We start from the raw sequence: 16,286 nt of genomic DNA on the forward strand, positions 1-16,286 counted from the left end.
CGCGAGACGCAACGTATCGTACCGAGAGGAGAAGGTCATGACCCGAGGTGGAGCCGGAAACATGCTGGGCGTCGGCGGCACCCGCCGGACACTCAGCCGCAACGCCCTGCGCGGCGCCGACCGGAACGGCCGGACCGGCGGCGGACCGAGCCCGCAGACCCAGAAGCGGGAACTGCTGCGAAAGCTCCAGGCACGACAGCAGGAGCAGGACCGGCAGGACCGACCGGACCGGCGGGGAACGGGCATCGCCGGCGAGGCGTCATGAAAGCACCGTGTCAGGGGCGGGCCCGGCTCGTAACCGAGCCGGCCCCTGGTCGTGATCAGCAGGACCGCTGCCACGACGACGGAGCTGACCAGGAAGGTGTGGGCGGCGGACATGACCGGTGCATCGCCGCCGACGACCGTCGCGGTCACGATGAGCACCGCGGGCACCGCGGCGATCACCGCGACGTACCACCGCCAGTCGACGCGCCAGCTCGCCCGGTGTGCGGGGGCGACGTGCGACTCCGGAGCGGATCCGGTGCCGGTCTGTGCGTGCGTGCTCACCGCGATGTCCTTTCGGGGTGGCTGAACCGATGTGCCGAACCGATGGACTGAACCCACGTGTTCAGCACACCAGTCGCGCCCCCGGGAAACATTGCCGCGCACGCCCCGACCCGGAGTACAGCAGGCTGTACTCCGCAGACCGGTCCTGGTCAGCGCAGGTCAGCGGGGCTGCGCCCGCGCGTTCTCCAGGTAGTGCAGGACGGCTGCCACGCGCCGGTCGACCTGGTCGGCCGGCGACAGGTCGAGCTTGGCGAAGATGCTGCGGATGTGCTTGTGGACCGCGCCGTCGGTGACGACGAGGCGTCCGGCGATCGCGTTGTTGCCCAGGCCCTCGGCCATCAGGGCGAGCACCTCGCGCTCACGGCGGCTGAGACGCTCCAGGCGGGTGTCCTGGTGGGTGCGGGTGAACAACTGGGCGACGACCTCGGGGTCGATGGCGGTGCCCCCGGCCGCGACCCTGCGCAGCGCGAGCATGAACTCCTCGACCCGCCCGACGCGTTCCTTGAGCAGATAGCCGATGCCGCCCACCCCGCCGGTGAGCAGGTCGGTGGCGAAGGACTGCTCGACGTACGCGGACAGCACCAGGACGGCCAACGCGGGGCGGCGGCGCCGGGCCTCGACGGCCGCGCGGACGCCCTCGTCGGTGTGGGTGGGCGGCATGCGTACGTCCAGGATGGCCACGTCGGGCTCGTGCTCGTCGATGGCGTCGAGCACCGACTCGCCGGTGTCCGCGGTGGCCACCACGTCCAGGCCCTCCGCGCGCAGCAGCAGGGCGAGCCCCTCGCGCAGCAACGGGTCGTCCTCGGCGATCACGATCCGCAGGGCGCGGCTCGCGCCGCCGGTCGTGCCACGGTCCATTTCATGTTCCACGGGGGAGGTCCACTTCCAGGGTCGTCGGTCCGCCGGGCGGGCTGGTCAGGCGCAGGGTGCCGTCATGGGCCGCGACACGCCGCCGGATCCCGGTAAGCCCCGAACCCCCGCCCTCGTCCGCACCACCCCGGCCGTCGTCCTCGACCACCAGCCGCAACCGCCCACCACGCCCCCGCACCCACACCGAAACCCGCCCCGCACCACTGTGCCTCGCGACGTTCGTCAACGCCTCCGCCACCACGAAATACGCCGTCGCCTCCACCGACGCCGCACACCGCTCGGGCACGTCCGCCTCCACCCGGCACGGCACCCCGCAGTCCGCCGCCAGCCCCGACAACGCCCCCGCAAGCCCACGATCCGCCAGCACCGGCGGCAGAATCCCCCGCGCCACCGCACGCAACTCCCCCAACGCCTCCTCCGCCGCCGACTGCGCCCGCTCCAGCAACGCGTCCGCACCCACCGGATCACGCACCGCCATCCGCCGCGCCGCACCCAGCAACACCGTCACCGACACCAACCGGTTCTGCGCACCGTCGTGCAACGACCGCTCGATCCGCCGCAACTCCGTCGCGTGCGCGTCCAACGCCGCCGCCCGCGTCGCCGTCAACTCCGCCACCCGCAACGACAGATCCGTACCCGGCCCCGCCACCAGCAACCGCCGCCCCGGGCCCGCCTGCAACCCCGCCATACCCGGCCCCAACCCCAGGACGATCGCGATCCAGCCCACGCCCAGCAGCACCACCGCGACGGCGTCCGGCCAGGACTGCGCGGTACCGATGCCCACGGATGTGGCCGTCGGCTCCCCGGGCCCGAGCTGCCACCACAGGGGGAAGGTGATGTCGCGGACGGCGAAGAGCGGGAGCAGGAGACCGAGCAGCCCCAGCAGAAGACCGAGGGTGGCGTGCCGGGCCAGCCAGCGCAGCTCACGCCGGGTGGTCCCGTCGGCCAGGGCGACCCGCAGCCGGGTGGGCGGCGGGTCGGGGGCGACGATCTCGGGCCCCCAGTGGCCGAGCCGCTTCCGTTCCGTCGCGGCGAGGGCGTGCAGCGCCCGCAGCGCGGCCGGGGCCATGAGCAGGCCGACGCCGACCAGGCAGGCCAGGGCGATGAGGGTGAACGCGCAGAGGAGGAACAGGGCGAGGACCGCCGTGCCGAGACCACCGGTGAGCTGCCGTACCGCCGCGAGAGCGGCGGAGAGGGTGGCGGACACGGTGGCGGAGACAGAGGGGGTGCCGGAGACGGTCGGGGTGACTGAGGCTGCTGCGGTGCCTGAGTCGGCTGAGTCGGCTGAGTCGGCTGAGGAGAATGGGCCGGCGGAGAGAGACGCGGTGGCTGAGGCCGCCGGGACAGGGGGGAGAGAGGTGGAGGTGGTGTCCCCACGTCCGTGGAGCCGGTCGTCGGCCGTGCTGTCCCGCGGTGTCGCCATCCGTACCGTGCCTCCTCAGTCAACGACCTTACTGGGTAGGAGGATTGGCCTCCGACGAGGGCCAGGAATCGCCCCATTCCGCGTCTCGGGCGGCCTTGTACAGGTCGCCGTGGCGCTTGGTGACCGTCCGGCGGCGAAGCTGCTCGTGCGGGCTGGACGGCGAGGTCTCGCACAGGTCGAGCAGGACCTGTCCCTTGCGGATCTGCGGACGCCGGACCACCCGGGAGGGGGCCGGGGCGACCGGCAGCCGAGTGGCGGCGACGTAGCTGAACTTCTCGTCCTCGTAGGCGAGGGAGCCACCCTTGACCTGGCGGTGCAGGGAGGAACGGCTGACCCGCGCGGCGAAGTGGCACCAGTCCTTGCCGGGCACGATGGGGCAGGCGGCGCTGTGCGGGCAGGGGGCGGCGACCTGGAACCCGGCGGCGATCAGCCGGTCGCGGGCCTCGATGACGCGGGCGTAACCGTCGGGGGTGCCAGCCTCCACGATCACGACGGCCCGTGCGGCGGTGGCGGCGGCGTCGACGAGCGCGGCGCGGTCGGGGCCGGTCAGCTCGTTGAGGACGTAGGAAACGGTGACGAGATCAGTGCTCTCGATGGTGAGCGCCGCTCCGATACGAGAGCGCTGCCAGCGTACGTCGCGCAGGGCGGGGTGGGCGGCGGCGATCTCCCGGCCGAGGGCGAGCGCGGGCTCGGCCCAGTCGAGCACGGTCACCGGACGCGCGCCGTCCCAGGTGGCACCCGCGGCCCAGGTCGCCGCGCCGGTCCCGCCGCCGACGTCGACATGGCTCCCGGGCACCCACCCGGGCACGGCGTCCGCGAAAGCCGCCAGCGCCGACCGGACCGCGGCGAAGGTCGCCGGCATGCGGTACGCGGCGTAGGCGACGACGTCGGCGCGGTCGCGCAGGATCGGGGCGTCGGTCGGGGTGGCCCCGCGGTAGTTGGCGATCAGCCGTTCCACGGCCCGGGCGGCCTGCCGGGGCGGCAGCCCCTCGACCAGGTCGGCGAGGGCGGCACGCAGGGCGTCGGCGGGGTTGGCGGGGTCGTTCACCCGGTGATTCTACGGGTCGGGCCGGGTGGGCCGGCGGGGTGAGGGGTGGGGTACGGGGTGGGGTGCCTCGGGCGCCCCGGCTCAGTTGTCCCGCACCGCCCGTACCGCCCGCGCCACCCGCGTCCCCAGCGCCGCGCGGGGCCCGCTGTCCGAGGCACGGCGACGGGGATGGACCCTGTTGGCGAGGAGGACCGCGAAGGTGTCCGTCGCCCGGTCGAGGACCAGCATCGTGCCCGTGAAGCCGGTGTGCCCGGCCGCTCCGCGCCCCGCCAGCTCGCCCATGAACCACGGCTGGTCGAGGGCGAACCCGAGCCCCGGCTCGGTCAGGAGCAGTTCCACGAAGTCGGGGCCGAGGATGCGCGCGGGCCCGTACGAGCCGCCCGCGAGCAGCGTCCGGCAGAAGACGGCGAGGTCCCGGCCCGTGGAGAACAGCCCCGCGTGACCGGCCACCCCGCCCAGCGCCCACGCGTTCTCGTCGTGCACGACACCCCGCAGCATTCCCCGGTCCGCCTTGGCCCACGGCCGCCGCTGGTCCTCCGTCGCCGCCGCGCCCGGGCACGGTCCGAAGTGTGTCGCCGTCATGCCCAGCGGCCGGGTGATCCCGTCGTGGACGAGGACGTCGAGACCGCGGCCGGTGACGCGTTCCAGGACGTGCTGGAGGAGCAGCATGTTCAGGTCCGAGTAGCAGTACGTGCCGGGCACCCCCACCGGGGGCTCCCCGCGCAGCCGGCGCAGCCGGTCCTCGTCGTCGGCACAGTCGTACAGCGGGAGTTCGGGCCGCAGCCCGGAAGTGTGGGTGAGCAGCTGCCGTACGGTGACGCGGTGTGCGGCGGCCGCCCGGAAGTCCGGCAGGTAGGCGCCGACCTCGGCGTCGATACCGAGGGTGCCCCGTTCGATCTGCTGCACGGCGGCGACCGCCGTGAACACCTTGGTGAGGGACGCCAGGTCGAAGGGCGTGCCGACGGTCGTCTCAACCCGGCTACGGGCGGGCAGTTCCACGCCCGCGTCGGTGCGCGGGTCGTAGGACGCGTAGCGCACGGCCCAGCCCGCCGCCTCCTCGACGGCGAGCACGGGTCCGCGGCCGACGGCCACGACGGCGCCCGCCGCCCAGGGACGCTCGCCGGTGGTGAGGTCGTGCACCTCCTCGACGACACGGCGGAGCTGTTCGGGGTCGAGCCCGGCCCGTTCCGGCGTGTCGCTGCGCAGTCTCGGGGTGCTCAGCTCTCTTCCCCCTCCCCGGCCGCACGTCCTGCCGTACGTCCTGCCGTACGTCCTGTGGCAGGACGGCACATCCCCACCAGGAAGGCGAGGGCGATCAGCGCCGCCACCAGCTGGACGACGGCCATCGGCAGGGCGGTGTCCTCCCCCGCGATCCCGACGAGCGGGGAGGCGATGGCGCCGATGAGGAAGGAGGACGTGCCGAGCAGCGCGGACGCGGAGCCCGCGGACTTCTTGACCCGCATCAGGGCGAGCGCCTGGGTGTTGGGCATGCTGATGCCCATCGCGGACATCAGCACGAACAGCGCGACAGCGACCGGCACGAGGCCGACCTCGCCGAACACGCCCAGGGTCATCAGCAGCAGGGCCGTCGCGGCGGCGATGACGATCAGCAGGCCGAGGCCCAGCACCCGGTCCAGCCGGACCCGTCCGACCAGGATCTTGCCGTTGATCTGTCCGACGACGATCAGACCGATCGAGTTGAGGCCGAACAGCAGGCTGAACATCTGCGGGGAGGCGCCGTAGATCTCCTGGATGACGAACGGGGACGCCGAGACGTAGGCGAACAGCGCGGCGAAGGTGAAGCCGCCCGCGAGCATGTACCCGGTGAAGGCGCGGTCGGCGAGCAGGCCGCGCATCGCGCGGACGGTGTCGCCGACGCCACCGGCGTGCCGTTCTGCGGCCGGCAGCGTCTCGGGCAGTTTGACCCAGACGGTCACGCCCAGCACCACCCCGACCACGGTGAGCACGACGAACACGCCCCGCCAGTCCGTGATGCGCAGTACCTGCCCGCCGATGAGTGGCGCGACGACCGGGGCGACGCCGGAGATCAGCATGAGGGTGGAGAAGAAGCGGGCCATGGCCATGCCGTCGTAGAGGTCACGGACGACGGCCCGGGCGATGACTATCGCGGCAGCGCCCGCGAGTCCCTGAGCCAGCCGGAAGGCGATGAGGAGTTCGACGGTGGGGGCGATCGCGCACAGGACGGTGGCGACGACGTAGGCGGCGAGGCCGGCCAGGAGCGGGCGGCGGCGGCCCCACTTGTCGCTCATCGGCCCTACGACGAGCTGGCCGAGTGCCATACCGGCCAGGCATGCGGTGAGCGTGAGCTGGACGGTCGCTGCGGGCGCGCCCAGGGACCGGGTGACCTCCGGGAGTGCGGGGAGGTACATGTCCAGTGCGAGCGGCGGCGTGGCGGTCAGGCTGCCGAGGATGAGGGTGACGAGCAGGCCGGTGCGGCGGGTGGCGCGCAGCGAGCGTGCGGCCGGTCCCGTTTCCGGTCCGGCCGCGCGGGGCGTGTGCGGTTGTGGGGTGGTCGGTGGCGCGGTGTTCGGTTGTGTGGTGATCGGTTGTGTAGTGGTCGGTTGCGGCGTGCGCCGTATGGACGGCCCGCGCTCGGGCATGTGCCCCTCCCTGTTCGACAGATCCGGCACCTATGCTCTCAGCTCGTACGGACTTGAACGAACAGACTCGAACGAACCTAAGCGAGGGTGGGACACGGTGTCAGCGGTGAGCGGGCAGAAGGTGCGCTGGGGAATTCTGGCGACCGGCGGTATGGCGGCGAGGTTCACGGCGGATCTGGTCGACCTGCCGGACGCGGAGGTCGTGGCGGTGGCCTCGCGGACCGAGGCGTCGGCGAAGGAGTTCGCGGAGCGGTTCGGGATACCGCGGGCGTACGGCGACTGGGAGACCCTGGCGCGGGACGAGGACGTCGACGTGGTGTACGTCGCGACTCCGCACTCGGCGCACCGGACGGCCGCCGGCCTGTGCCTGGAGGCGGGGCGGAACGTGCTGTGCGAGAAGCCGTTCACGCTGAACGCGCGCGAGGCGGAGGAACTGGTCGCGCTCGCCCGCCGGAGCGGCAGCTTCCTGATGGAAGCGATGTGGATGTACTGCAACCCGATGGTGCGGCGGCTGAAGACACTGGTCGACGACGGCGCGATCGGCGAGGTCCGCAGTCTGCAGGCGGACTTCGGCCTGGCGGGGCCCTTCCCTCCCGCGCACCGGCTGCGGGACCCGGCGCAGGGCGGCGGCGCGCTGCTCGACCTGGGCGTGTACCCGGTGTCGTTCGCCCAGCTGCTGCTCGGTGAGCCGTCGGACGTCGCGGCGCGAGCAGTGCTCTCGGAGGAGGGCGTCGATCTCCAGACAGGTGCACTGCTCTCCTACGAGAGCGGCGCTCTCGCTTCGGTGCACTGCTCCATCACCGGCGGGACGCCCAACTCCGCCTCGATCACGGGCTCCCAGGGCCGTATCGACGTTCCGGACGGCTTCTTCTTCCCGGACCGCTTCGTACTGCACCGGGACGGCCAGGAGCCGGAGGAGTTCCGCGCCGACCCGGCCGACGGGCACCGGGACAGCCTCCAGCACGAGGCCAGGGAGGTGATGCGCGCCCTGCGCGCCGGTGAGACCGAGTCGCCGCTGGTCCCGCTCGACGGCACCCTGGCCGTGATGCGGACACTGGACGCGATCCGGGACCGCGTCGGCGTCCGGTACCCGGGAGAGACGGGCGCGCACCCGGAAGAGACGGGAGCGCCGGTCGTCACACCGGCTTGATCCCTGCTCCCCCACCCCCACCTCACCCCCACCTGCGCCCGTGGCGCACGCGCGGGTCGCCGGTGGAGGACCACGAGATCCTCGACACCGGCGACCTGCGCATCACACGTACGCTGCCGCCTCATGAGCAACGCGAAAGCAGCCGGCGAGGAACCCACCGGCAAGGAACAGACCGGTAAGGAACAGACCGGCGGGGACGCGAGCAGCGCGCGGCGCGTCGCCGTCGTCACGGGCGCCGGTTCCGGCATCGGCCGGGCGGTGGCCGTCGAACTGCTGGCAGCGGGCTGGTCGGTGGCTCTCGCCGGCCGACGCCCCGAGACGCTGGAGCAGACGGCGGCCCTGGCACCCGCGGGCAGCGCGACGGCACTCACCGTCCGCGCCGACGTGTCACGACCGGGGGACGTGGAAGCCCTGTTCGCCGCCGTATGCGACCACTTCGGACGACTGGACCTGCTGTTCAACAACGCCGGGACGTTCGGCCCGGGAGGCGTGCCGGTCGAGGAACTGTCCTACGAGGCGTGGCGGCACGTGGTGGACACCAACCTCAACGGTGCGTTCCTGTGCGCACAGGCGGCGTACCGGCAGATGAAGGAGCAGGACCCGCAGGGCGGCCGGATCATCAACAACGGCTCGATCTCGGCGCACACGCCGCGCCCCCACTCGGTGGCCTACACGGCGACGAAGCACGCGCTGACGGGCCTGACGAAGTCACTCTCGCTGGACGGCCGGCCCCACAACATCGCGGTCGGCCAGATCGACATCGGCAACGCGGCCACCGACATGACGGCCGGCATGCAGACCGGTGCGCTCCAGGCCAACGGGGAGACGGCGACCGAGCCGGTGATGGACGTCGCCGACGTGGCGCGCACGGTGCGGCACATGGCGGAGCTGCCACCCGAGGCGAACGTGCAGTTCGCGACGGTCATGGCGACGGCGATGCCGTACGTGGGTCGGGGCTGAGGGCACCACACCGATTCACACAACCGGAATTCTCCGGTCCACTGTGTTGCGGCCGGTGACGGACGTATGCTCAACGCTCCTTCACAGGAGCTTCACACTTGGAGCGTCGGCCTTCGTTGGCTCCGCAGGCCATTCCGAGGGGGAGGCGGCAGCCGTTCCACCACACCGGGTGGGGGTGGATCCCGCGTGAGACCGCGGAATACGCACCGGTGGGCGGAACGGCTGCCGCGTGAACCACCGCCTGTCTCAGCGTCCCAGGATGCGGTCGACGGCCGCCATCTGCTCACCGCTGAGCGGCCCCCGCGCCAGCGCGCCCGCGTTCTCCTCGGCCTGCGCGACGGAACGGAACCCGGGGATCGGCACGGTGCGCGGGCTACGCGCCCACAGCCAGGCCAGGGCGCCCTGTGCGGGCGTACGGCCGTCCGCGGTGAGGACGTCCCGGAGCGCCTCGACCCGCGCCAGCCACCGCGGGTCCGCACCGGTCCCGTCCCCGAACCCCGACAGCCAGGCGGGCGGCCTGTTGCGGATGTCCCCGGCCTCGAGAACCCGTCGGCCCGTGTGCCCGCCGCCGAGCAGCCCCATGGCGAGTGGGCTGCGGTTGACGCTCGCCAGCCCCGCGGCCTCGCACAGGGCGATCATCCCGGGCGCGTCCTGGAGCACGTTGGCCCGGTGCTGCACGGCCGCACAGTGCTCGCCGGACGCGAACACGGCGGCGCGCTCGGGATCGTCCGTACTCCAGGCGTAGGCACGCACGAGTCCCTCCCGTACGAATTCCTCGCAGACGTCGCGCAGTTCCGCCGCGCGCACTGGATCGGCGTCGGCGAGGTGCAGTTGGTAGAGGTCGACGTGGTCGGTGCCCAGGCGCTCCAGCGACGCGGTGAGCGCCTTGCGGGCGTACGCCGGTGAGTCGTCGGCGCCGGTGAGGGTACGGGTGTCCGCGTCGAAGACGTTGCCCCACTTGGTGGCGATGACCACGTCGTCCCGCCGCCGGCCGAGGGCGCGGCCCAGCAGGCGTTCGCTGTGGCCGGTGCCGTAGACGTCGGCGGTGTCGAAGAAGGTGACTCCGAGGTCGAGGGCGCGCCGGATCGCCCGTACGGACTCCTCGTCGTCGACTCGGCCCCAGCCGAGCGGCTGCCCGTCGGCGTCCTGCCACTCCCCGCCGATCGCCCAGCAGCCGAACCCGAGCGCGCTGACCTCGATGCCGCTGCGGCCGAGGGTTCTGGTGGTCCCGTTCGTTTCCATGCCGGAGACACTAGGAATTGAAGCGCACACGAAGGCAAGGGCTGAAACGACGGACCAGAACGGACCGGGACCAGCACGGACCAGGACCGGCGCGGAGCCCGGGGTGCCACCTCGAAGGGTGACCCGGGGTGTGACCCGGGGGCTACGCCTGCCCGGTCTCGAACCGCGCGATCCGCCCGTCCTCGCCCACCGTGAAGCTCCACCGCGTACGCATCTCGCCCCAGGTGTCGTTGCTGTAGCGGGCGATGAGGGCGCGACCGCCGTTCGACTCGTTGTCGACCTCCATGTGGCCGTGGGAGGAGAAGATCTCCTGGTCGATCCACTGGGCGAGGTTCCGGTCGTCCCCGTCGTCGGCCATGGTGGCGTCCGGCGCGAGCAGCGCGAGGAAGGCCTCGCGGTCGTGGGCGTTGACAGCGGCGACGAAGGCGCGGACGGCCGGGTCGCTGAGTCGCGTGGTCTGAATGGTCATGCCGGCCAGCGTCACACCGCCCCCGGACCTCCGCCACCCGGCCCGCCAGGCGCACGCCACCCGAACGGCGCCCGCGGCGGGCCCGCGCGACGCGGGCGGGCGACGGTGGGAAGGTGAGCCGCCGCTGTCTGCGAGGGAGTCGACGTGAACTGTTATGACCGGCGTGATCTGGGGCTGCTGCTGCTCCGACTGGGTACCGGCGGCGTCCTGGCCGCACACGGCGCGCAGAAGCTGCTCGGCTGGTTCGGCGGCGGCGGGATCGAGGGCACCGGCCAGGCCATGGAGGCCATGGGCTACGCGCCGGGCCGGGCCAGTGCCACCGCGGCGGGCCTCGCGGAGGCCGGCGGCGGGGCGCTGCTGGCGCTGGGCCTTGCCACCCCGGCCGCGGGTGCGGCGGCGGCCGGGGCGATGGCGGGCGCCGCGGCGGTGCACGCGCCCAACGGCTTCTTCGCCCAGGCCGGCGGCTACGAGTACGCGGCGTCGCTCGGTCTGACGGCCGTCGGCCTCGCGGTCACGGGCCCGGGCCGCCTTTCCCTGGACCACGCGCTCGGCCACACCGTCAACCGGAACTGGATGGTCCCGGTGGCGTTCGCGGTGACGGCCGCGGCCACGACGGTGATCGTGGGGGCGCGCAACAAGCGGGTACGGAAGGCGGCGGAGGGCGAGCAGGAACCGCTGTTCGACTGACGCGACGATCAGGTACCGCGTCCCCGGCCGACCGTGGCAGGCTGCCGCGCATGAACGACGACCATCACGCAAGCGCACCCGCCGACCTCTGGGCCACCGTCGACGCCCTGTGGAAGTGGCTGGAGGCGGACCAGCCCGTAGGCGGCAGGGAGGGCCTCCTGCTGCGCATGCTGAAGCTGTCCGAGGAGGTCGGCGAGGTCTCCGAGGCGGTGATCGGCGCGACCGGCCAGAACCCGCGCAAGGGCGTCACCCACACGTGGGACGACGTCGAGGCGGAGTTGTGCGACGTGGTGATCACGGCACTGGTGGTCCTGCGGACGCTGACCCCGGAGACGCGGGAGGTGTTCGAGCGGCATCTGGAGCGGGTGGCGAGGCGATCACTGGGCACGCCGGACGCCGATGCGTGACAACGTGATGACGTGACGGGGCCCGGGAGTCGTATCCAGCTCCCGGGCCCCTGGGGATGCCACCCAATTGCGCACGCCGGCGGCGTTTAAGAGGACGGATCAGTCATCATGCCGTCGTGTTCTTCCTTTGAACTACCGCACCAGGTGAGAGGTGCAGGCGAGAGTCGAACTCGCATCCGACGGCGTTCGTCCGTCCCCGGTCGATCCGGCGATCGGCGGCAATGCTGAAGCTGGAGCGAGAGTCTGAGATTGACGGCCCGGGTGATCGTCACCCGCGCCGCTTCAGGCTGAACTTCAGTTTCAACTTGCGCTCGTCGCGCGAACCGGTCCTCAATTCCGGCCCGCGCTGCCGCGCACCCCCGCGCTCGCACGCGGGGGCATTCGTGGAGGCTACCCGTGTCCGGGCGGCCTGTGCTTCAGCCGAACAGGTAGCCGAACACCGCGTCGCCGACCCGCTGGTCGGTGACCTCGGCACCGTTGGCCTCCTCGCGGGCGAACTTCACGGCCTGCTGGAGCTTCTCGACCCGCTCCAGGAGTTCGTTCACCCGCCGCGCCGGAAGCGCTCCGGAGAACTTCACGGTCGTCCAGTACCCGATGGGCACGTCCTCGTAGTACACCTCGACCTGCGCCGGGTGCTTGTCGGTCGCCTCGGCCTTGACGTGGTTGCGCGGGACCTTCTTCGTCCGGATGGTGCGGACCGGGTCGGTCTTCCACCAGTCCGTGGACGGGTCCTGGGACCAGGACTCGGCGGCGTCGAGCGTGGGAAGCTTCTTGACGAAGGTGTGCAGGTCGGTGAGCTGCTTCTCCAGGAAGAGCAGGTAGCTGACCGGTACGTCCGCGACGACCGTCCGCCCGTCGACCGTGACGTCCGCGCGGGCCGCGCAGTTCGCCCAGTCCTTCGTCGCCGTCACGTCGAACAACCGCGTCAGCGACGCCGCCATCTCACGCAGCACGTCCTCGCCCTGCACCTGCACCCGCGTGGACTCGGGCGGCAACTGCTCGCCCTCCTCGTCCTTCGGCTGGTACGTACGCGAGATCCCGGCCAGCAGCGCCGGCTTCTGCACCTTCTGGTGCGCCGCGGTGATGTCCTGGAGCGACTTGCTCTTGACGCCCTTTTCGACAGCGATGATCTGGTTCAGCTTCGCCATGTCGGTCCCCCTTCGAACGGACATGAACGTATCCCGGCTCCTCGGGGGCGCGCACGTGCTTTTCGGGGTTGGCCGGCACTCGTGTGGCACGGCGGCCGGGACCGCCGTGCCACACGACGTGCGTGCTCGGGGCCCGGGTCAGCCCGCGCTGCAGGAGACCGTGGGCCAGGTCCAGTTGCCGTTGGCCTGGATGGTGGCGCCCCAGTTGTCGCCGCCGCCGTTCGACTTGGCGGTCAGCGTCTGCGCGCTGGGGTAACTGGCGTTGACGTTCCAGGTGGACAGGACCTTCGCCGGGGACGGCACGTTCATCGTCACCGTCCAGTCACTCGACCCGCTGACCGCGACGTCGAGGTTGTACCGGTCGCCCCACCGCTGCCCGGCGGAAAGCGTGGCGGTGCAGCCACCGCCCCCGCCACCCCCACCGCCACCGCCGCCGCCCCCGCCGCCGTCGGGGGCGACCGCTCGGCCGGTCTGCGGGGAGATCATGCCGGAGCACAGGCCCTTGCTCTCCAGGGTCCGCGCGATGCGCGGAATGGCCGCGAGCGTGTTGGCGGGCCAGTCGTGCATGAGGATGACCTGGCCGTCTCCCAGCCGGGAGGCGGCCTGCACGATCGCGTCCGTACTGGCGTTGTTCCAGTCCTGCGAGTCGACGTCCCAGATCACCTCGGTCAGCCCGTACTTGGCCTCGACCGCCCGCAACGTCGCGTCGGTCTCGCCGTACGGCGGGCGGAACAGCTTCGGCGTACCGCCGCCCGCGCTCGCGATGGCCTGCTGGGTCCGGGAGATCTCCGAGTCCATCTGCGACTGGCTCAGCCGGGTCATGTGCGGGTGGGTGTAGCTGTGGTTGGCGACCCACATGCCCGCGTCGACCTGTGCCCGGACCAGGGACGGGTTCTGGGCCGCGTACTGGCCCTGGTTGAACATCGTGGCCCGCAGCCCGTTCTGCCGGAGCGCGTCGAGCAGGGCCCGGGTGTTGCCGGAGGGGCCGTCGTCGAAGGTGAGTCCGACGTATCCGTTGCAGGCGGCTGCCTGGGCCGGACCGGCGTCGGCGGCGACGGTGCCCGCGGCTGCCAGCGTGGCGACGGCCACCCCGGTGACCAGGGAACGCAGGCGCTGACGGCGTGTAATGCGCATACGAGTGAGTCCTCCCCTCTGCTCGTGTCCGGGGTCAGCCCGCGCTGCAGGAGACCGAGGGCCAGGTCCAGTTGCCGTTGGCCTGGATGGTGGCACCCCAGTTGTTGCCACTGCCGTTCGACTTGGCGGTCAGCGTCTGCGCGCTGGGATAACTCGCGTTGACGTTCCAGGTCGACAGGACCTTCGCCGGGGACGGCACGTTCATCGTCACCGTCCAGTCACTCGACCCGCTGACCGCGACGTCGAGGTTGTACCGGTCGCCCCACCGCTGCCCGGCGGAGAGCGTGGCGGTGCACCCGCCGCCCCCGCCGTTGTCGCCACCGCCGCCACCGCCGCCACCGCCGCCACCCGTACCGCCGACGGTGATGTTCGAGCTGCCGCTGCTCTGGTAGCCCTCGGTGGCCATGATCATGTAGTAGCTGAAGTTGCCCATCGGCATCCCGGCCCGCGCCCACGCGTCGAAGTGGTTGCCGGTGGTGATGGTGCCCCCGGTCCGCCTGGACTGCCGCACGCTCCAGTACTGGTCGAAGGTACGGGTGCCTTCCACGGAGGGCGCGTTGTGGCGGGTCGTCTTGTAGATGTCGTAGGTGCCGCCGTCGGAGGTCACGGTGCCCTTGTACTCGCCCGTGGGCCGGTAGGTTCCCCAGTTGTCGACGATGTAGTACTCGACGAGCGGGTTCGACGTCCACCCGTAGAGGGTCAGGTACGCGTTGCCGGACGGGTTGAAGGTGCCCGAGTACTGCACGGTCCTGCGTCCGCCGTTGCTCCAGCCCTTGCCGGCGACGAAGTTGCCGGTGTTGCGCCACGAGGTGCTGTACTGACCGCCGGAGCCCATGTCCATGGAGACGGTGCCCTGGCTGTCGGTCCAGAACGAGTAGTAGTAGCCGTTGTTGGTGCCCTCCTGGTTGGTCGTGACGACCGTGCCGGCGTGGGCGGTACCCGGCAGCATCATCGCGGCCAGTGCGGCCAGCGCGAAGGCCCACGCGCTCCTGACGAGCAGCGTGACGGGGCCGCTTCTGCGACGCCCGGGTTGGACGAGCACGTTCATGGGGGGTGCTTCCTCTCCGTGAGGGTCGTGAGGGGTCGTTGAGGGTGCGACAACGGCGCCAGTGTTGGCCTGCACTCGTCAAGCGTCAACACTTTCGGTGGAAGTTTCGAAACCTTCGGCATCCCGCCGAGGCTCACTCGTCGAACGTAAGAGCTGTTCAGTCCGGCCGTACGGACCGAAGTGACCACGCAAGACGATTCCGTCCTCGACCGTGATCAGAAATCGCCATGCGACCTGTCGAAACTTTCGACACCTACCGGCCCTCTGGACAACGACGAGCCGGACCCAACATCCTCGGGAAGGCAGAGCGCCAGAGAGCCGCACACCGTTTCCCGCACCGGAAGGTGTCGCCCGTGAAGTTCAGCTACGCGATGCTCCCCGACTACCCACTGACCGAGTCCCTGAAGTCCATCCAGCTCGCCGACGAGCTGGGCTTCCACGCCTGTTACGCCGCCGACGAGACCTGGCACAAGGACCTGTGGCTCCTCTTCGCGGCGGCCGCCGGCCGCACGAGCCGCATCCGTCTCGGTCCGAGCGTCTCCCCGGTCACGCTGCGCGAGCCGACCCTGATCGCACAGGCCCTCGCCACGCTCGACGAACTTTCCGACGGCCGCGCCGAAGGCGTCCTGTCCAGCGGCAACTTCGGCCTCCTCGCCCAGTACCGCATCGACTGGGCCTGCACCAGGCCACTGTCACGGGTCAAGGAAGCCCTGCACGTGATGCGCACCTTCCTCGACGAGGGCGCGATCACGCACGACGGCGAGTTCTTCTCCTACGACGGCCTGTTCACGTTCGCCCGCCCCGTGCAGGAACGGCTGCCGCTGAAGCTCGGCGCGATGCGCGGGCCCAAGTCCTTCGAGGCCGCCGGCGAGTTGTCCGACGGCTGCCACCACGCCCTGAGTTACACCCGCGAGGCCTACGACTACGCCGTACACCACATCCGGGCGGGCGCGGAGCGCGCCGGCAAGGACTGGCGGTCCCTGGACATCGGAGCCTGGGTGGTCTTCGCGACCGGCCCCGACTCGGCGGCGGCCAAGGAGGCGGCCCGCAGCATGGTCGGCATCTACGCCTCCTCGATGCCCGAGGAACAACTGCTCCGCAACGGCGTGGACCCGGCAGAGCTGAAGCCGGTCATCGACGCGATCGGCGCCGGCGACCTGGCCCGCGGCATCGAGCTGACGACCCCGGAGATCGCCGAGCGCCTCTCCGTCGCGGGCACCCCCGAGGAGTGCCTGGCGAAGATCGAGCGGGACATCGCTCCCAGCGGTGTGAACCACATGATCTGCGCGATCACCGACCGCGCCCTGGTGAAGACGTTCACGGGTCGCGACCTCCCGGAGGCGGCGGACGTGGACACGCAGCTGCGGCTCATCGCCGAGCGGGTGATGCCGGCGCTCGGGTGAGGGGCGGAGAAGGGCTGTCGTCCCAGATCGTCCGCAGGCGCAGGAAGGGTTCCGCGAAGTCGTCCCGCCCCCAGCATCTCCTCGGCGTCCTCCCAGGTGGTGGCGTACGCGTCGGAGTCCGCGTCATCCA

General features: G+C 71.6%; 17 protein-coding genes. 7 read left to right on the forward strand and 10 right to left on the reverse strand.

Going from position 1 to position 16,286, the window contains the following annotated elements:
* The first annotated feature begins 37 nt into the window (after nt 1-37).
* Both ABEA26_RS11090 and ABEA26_RS11095 read left to right on the forward strand, forming a co-directional pair.
* A complete protein-coding gene (locus ABEA26_RS11090; protein WP_345591491.1) occupies nt 38-265 on the forward strand; it encodes a DUF6243 family protein in 228 nt (75 codons plus the stop codon).
* 111 nt (nt 266-376) lie between these two features.
* On the forward strand, nt 377-571 hold the full coding sequence (locus tag ABEA26_RS11095; protein WP_345591494.1) for a hypothetical protein: 195 nt from the start codon (nt 377-379) through the stop codon (nt 569-571).
* Between the two features lie 134 nt (nt 572-705).
* Here ABEA26_RS11095 and ABEA26_RS11100 read toward each other — a convergent pair whose 3' ends face one another.
* From ABEA26_RS11100 to ABEA26_RS11120, 5 genes are all read right to left on the reverse strand, one after another.
* A complete protein-coding gene (locus tag ABEA26_RS11100; RefSeq protein WP_345591496.1) occupies nt 706-1,404 on the reverse strand; it encodes a response regulator transcription factor in 699 nt (232 codons plus the stop codon).
* A 1-nt stretch (nt 1,405) separates the two neighbouring features.
* Nucleotides 1,406-2,623 (reverse strand): sensor histidine kinase, encoded by a 1,218-nt coding sequence (locus tag ABEA26_RS11105; RefSeq protein WP_345591498.1) that lies wholly within the window; start codon nt 2,621-2,623, stop codon nt 1,406-1,408.
* Nucleotides 2,624-2,867: 244 nt separating this feature from the next.
* On the reverse strand, nt 2,868-3,887 hold the full coding sequence (locus ABEA26_RS11110) for a small ribosomal subunit Rsm22 family protein (RefSeq protein ID WP_345591500.1): 1,020 nt from the start codon (nt 3,885-3,887) through the stop codon (nt 2,868-2,870).
* Nucleotides 3,888-3,968: 81 nt separating this feature from the next.
* Nucleotides 3,969-5,177: a serine hydrolase domain-containing protein gene (locus ABEA26_RS11115; RefSeq protein ID WP_345591502.1), complete on the reverse strand. Its 1,209-nt coding sequence runs from the start codon at nt 5,175-5,177 to the stop codon at nt 3,969-3,971.
* Nucleotides 5,105-6,508 carry a multidrug effflux MFS transporter gene (locus ABEA26_RS11120; protein WP_345591504.1) on the reverse strand — a complete coding sequence of 468 codons (1,404 nt, stop codon included), beginning with the start codon at nt 6,506-6,508 and terminating at the stop codon, nt 5,105-5,107. Before ABEA26_RS11120 ends, ABEA26_RS11115 begins: the two co-directional genes overlap by 73 nt.
* Nucleotides 6,509-6,614: 106 nt before the next feature.
* Here ABEA26_RS11120 and ABEA26_RS11125 point away from each other — a divergent pair, with 106 nt between their 5' ends.
* On the forward strand, nt 6,615-7,658 hold the full coding sequence (locus tag ABEA26_RS11125; protein ID WP_345591506.1) for a Gfo/Idh/MocA family protein: 1,044 nt from the start codon (nt 6,615-6,617) through the stop codon (nt 7,656-7,658).
* Nucleotides 7,659-7,781: 123 nt separating this feature from the next.
* A complete protein-coding gene (locus ABEA26_RS11130) occupies nt 7,782-8,618 on the forward strand; it encodes an SDR family oxidoreductase (RefSeq protein WP_345591508.1) in 837 nt (278 codons plus the stop codon).
* Between the two features lie 246 nt (nt 8,619-8,864).
* Here the strand turns inward: ABEA26_RS11130 and ABEA26_RS11135 are convergent, their stop codons facing one another.
* Both ABEA26_RS11135 and ABEA26_RS11140 read right to left on the reverse strand, forming a co-directional pair.
* Nucleotides 8,865-9,860: an aldo/keto reductase gene (locus ABEA26_RS11135; RefSeq protein ID WP_345591510.1), complete on the reverse strand. Its 996-nt coding sequence runs from the start codon at nt 9,858-9,860 to the stop codon at nt 8,865-8,867.
* Between the two features lie 142 nt (nt 9,861-10,002).
* Nucleotides 10,003-10,329 (reverse strand): nuclear transport factor 2-like protein, encoded by a 327-nt coding sequence (locus tag ABEA26_RS11140; protein WP_345591512.1) that lies wholly within the window; start codon nt 10,327-10,329, stop codon nt 10,003-10,005.
* Between the two features lie 144 nt (nt 10,330-10,473).
* Here ABEA26_RS11140 and ABEA26_RS11145 point away from each other — a divergent pair, with 144 nt between their 5' ends.
* Together ABEA26_RS11145 and ABEA26_RS11150 are read left to right on the forward strand one after the other, a co-directional pair.
* A complete protein-coding gene (locus ABEA26_RS11145; RefSeq protein ID WP_345591514.1) occupies nt 10,474-11,016 on the forward strand; it encodes a DoxX family protein in 543 nt (180 codons plus the stop codon).
* 50 nt (nt 11,017-11,066) lie between these two features.
* On the forward strand, nt 11,067-11,423 hold the full coding sequence (locus tag ABEA26_RS11150; protein ID WP_345591516.1) for a MazG-like family protein: 357 nt from the start codon (nt 11,067-11,069) through the stop codon (nt 11,421-11,423).
* A 416-nt stretch (nt 11,424-11,839) separates the two neighbouring features.
* Here the strand turns inward: ABEA26_RS11150 and ABEA26_RS11155 are convergent, their stop codons facing one another.
* The 3 genes from ABEA26_RS11155 to ABEA26_RS11165 form a co-directional block, all read right to left on the reverse strand.
* Nucleotides 11,840-12,571 carry a DUF7873 family protein gene (locus ABEA26_RS11155; protein WP_345591518.1) on the reverse strand — a complete coding sequence of 244 codons (732 nt, stop codon included), beginning with the start codon at nt 12,569-12,571 and terminating at the stop codon, nt 11,840-11,842.
* 138 nt (nt 12,572-12,709) lie between these two features.
* Nucleotides 12,710-13,705, reverse strand: coding sequence for a polysaccharide deacetylase family protein (locus ABEA26_RS11160; protein ID WP_345591520.1), 996 nt, complete (start codon nt 13,703-13,705; stop codon nt 12,710-12,712).
* A 34-nt stretch (nt 13,706-13,739) separates the two neighbouring features.
* A complete protein-coding gene (locus ABEA26_RS11165) occupies nt 13,740-14,753 on the reverse strand; it encodes a glycoside hydrolase family 11 protein (protein WP_345591522.1) in 1,014 nt (337 codons plus the stop codon).
* Between the two features lie 353 nt (nt 14,754-15,106).
* Between ABEA26_RS11165 and ABEA26_RS11170 the strand changes: the two genes are divergently transcribed.
* Nucleotides 15,107-16,156 carry an LLM class flavin-dependent oxidoreductase gene (locus ABEA26_RS11170; RefSeq protein WP_345591524.1) on the forward strand — a complete coding sequence of 350 codons (1,050 nt, stop codon included), beginning with the start codon at nt 15,107-15,109 and terminating at the stop codon, nt 16,154-16,156.
* The last annotated feature ends 130 nt before the right edge of the window (nt 16,157-16,286 follow it).

Origin of the sequence: Streptomyces marokkonensis, from assembly GCF_039539045.1 — a bacterium.
Lineage (GTDB): Bacteria > Actinomycetota > Actinomycetes > Streptomycetales > Streptomycetaceae > Streptomyces > Streptomyces marokkonensis.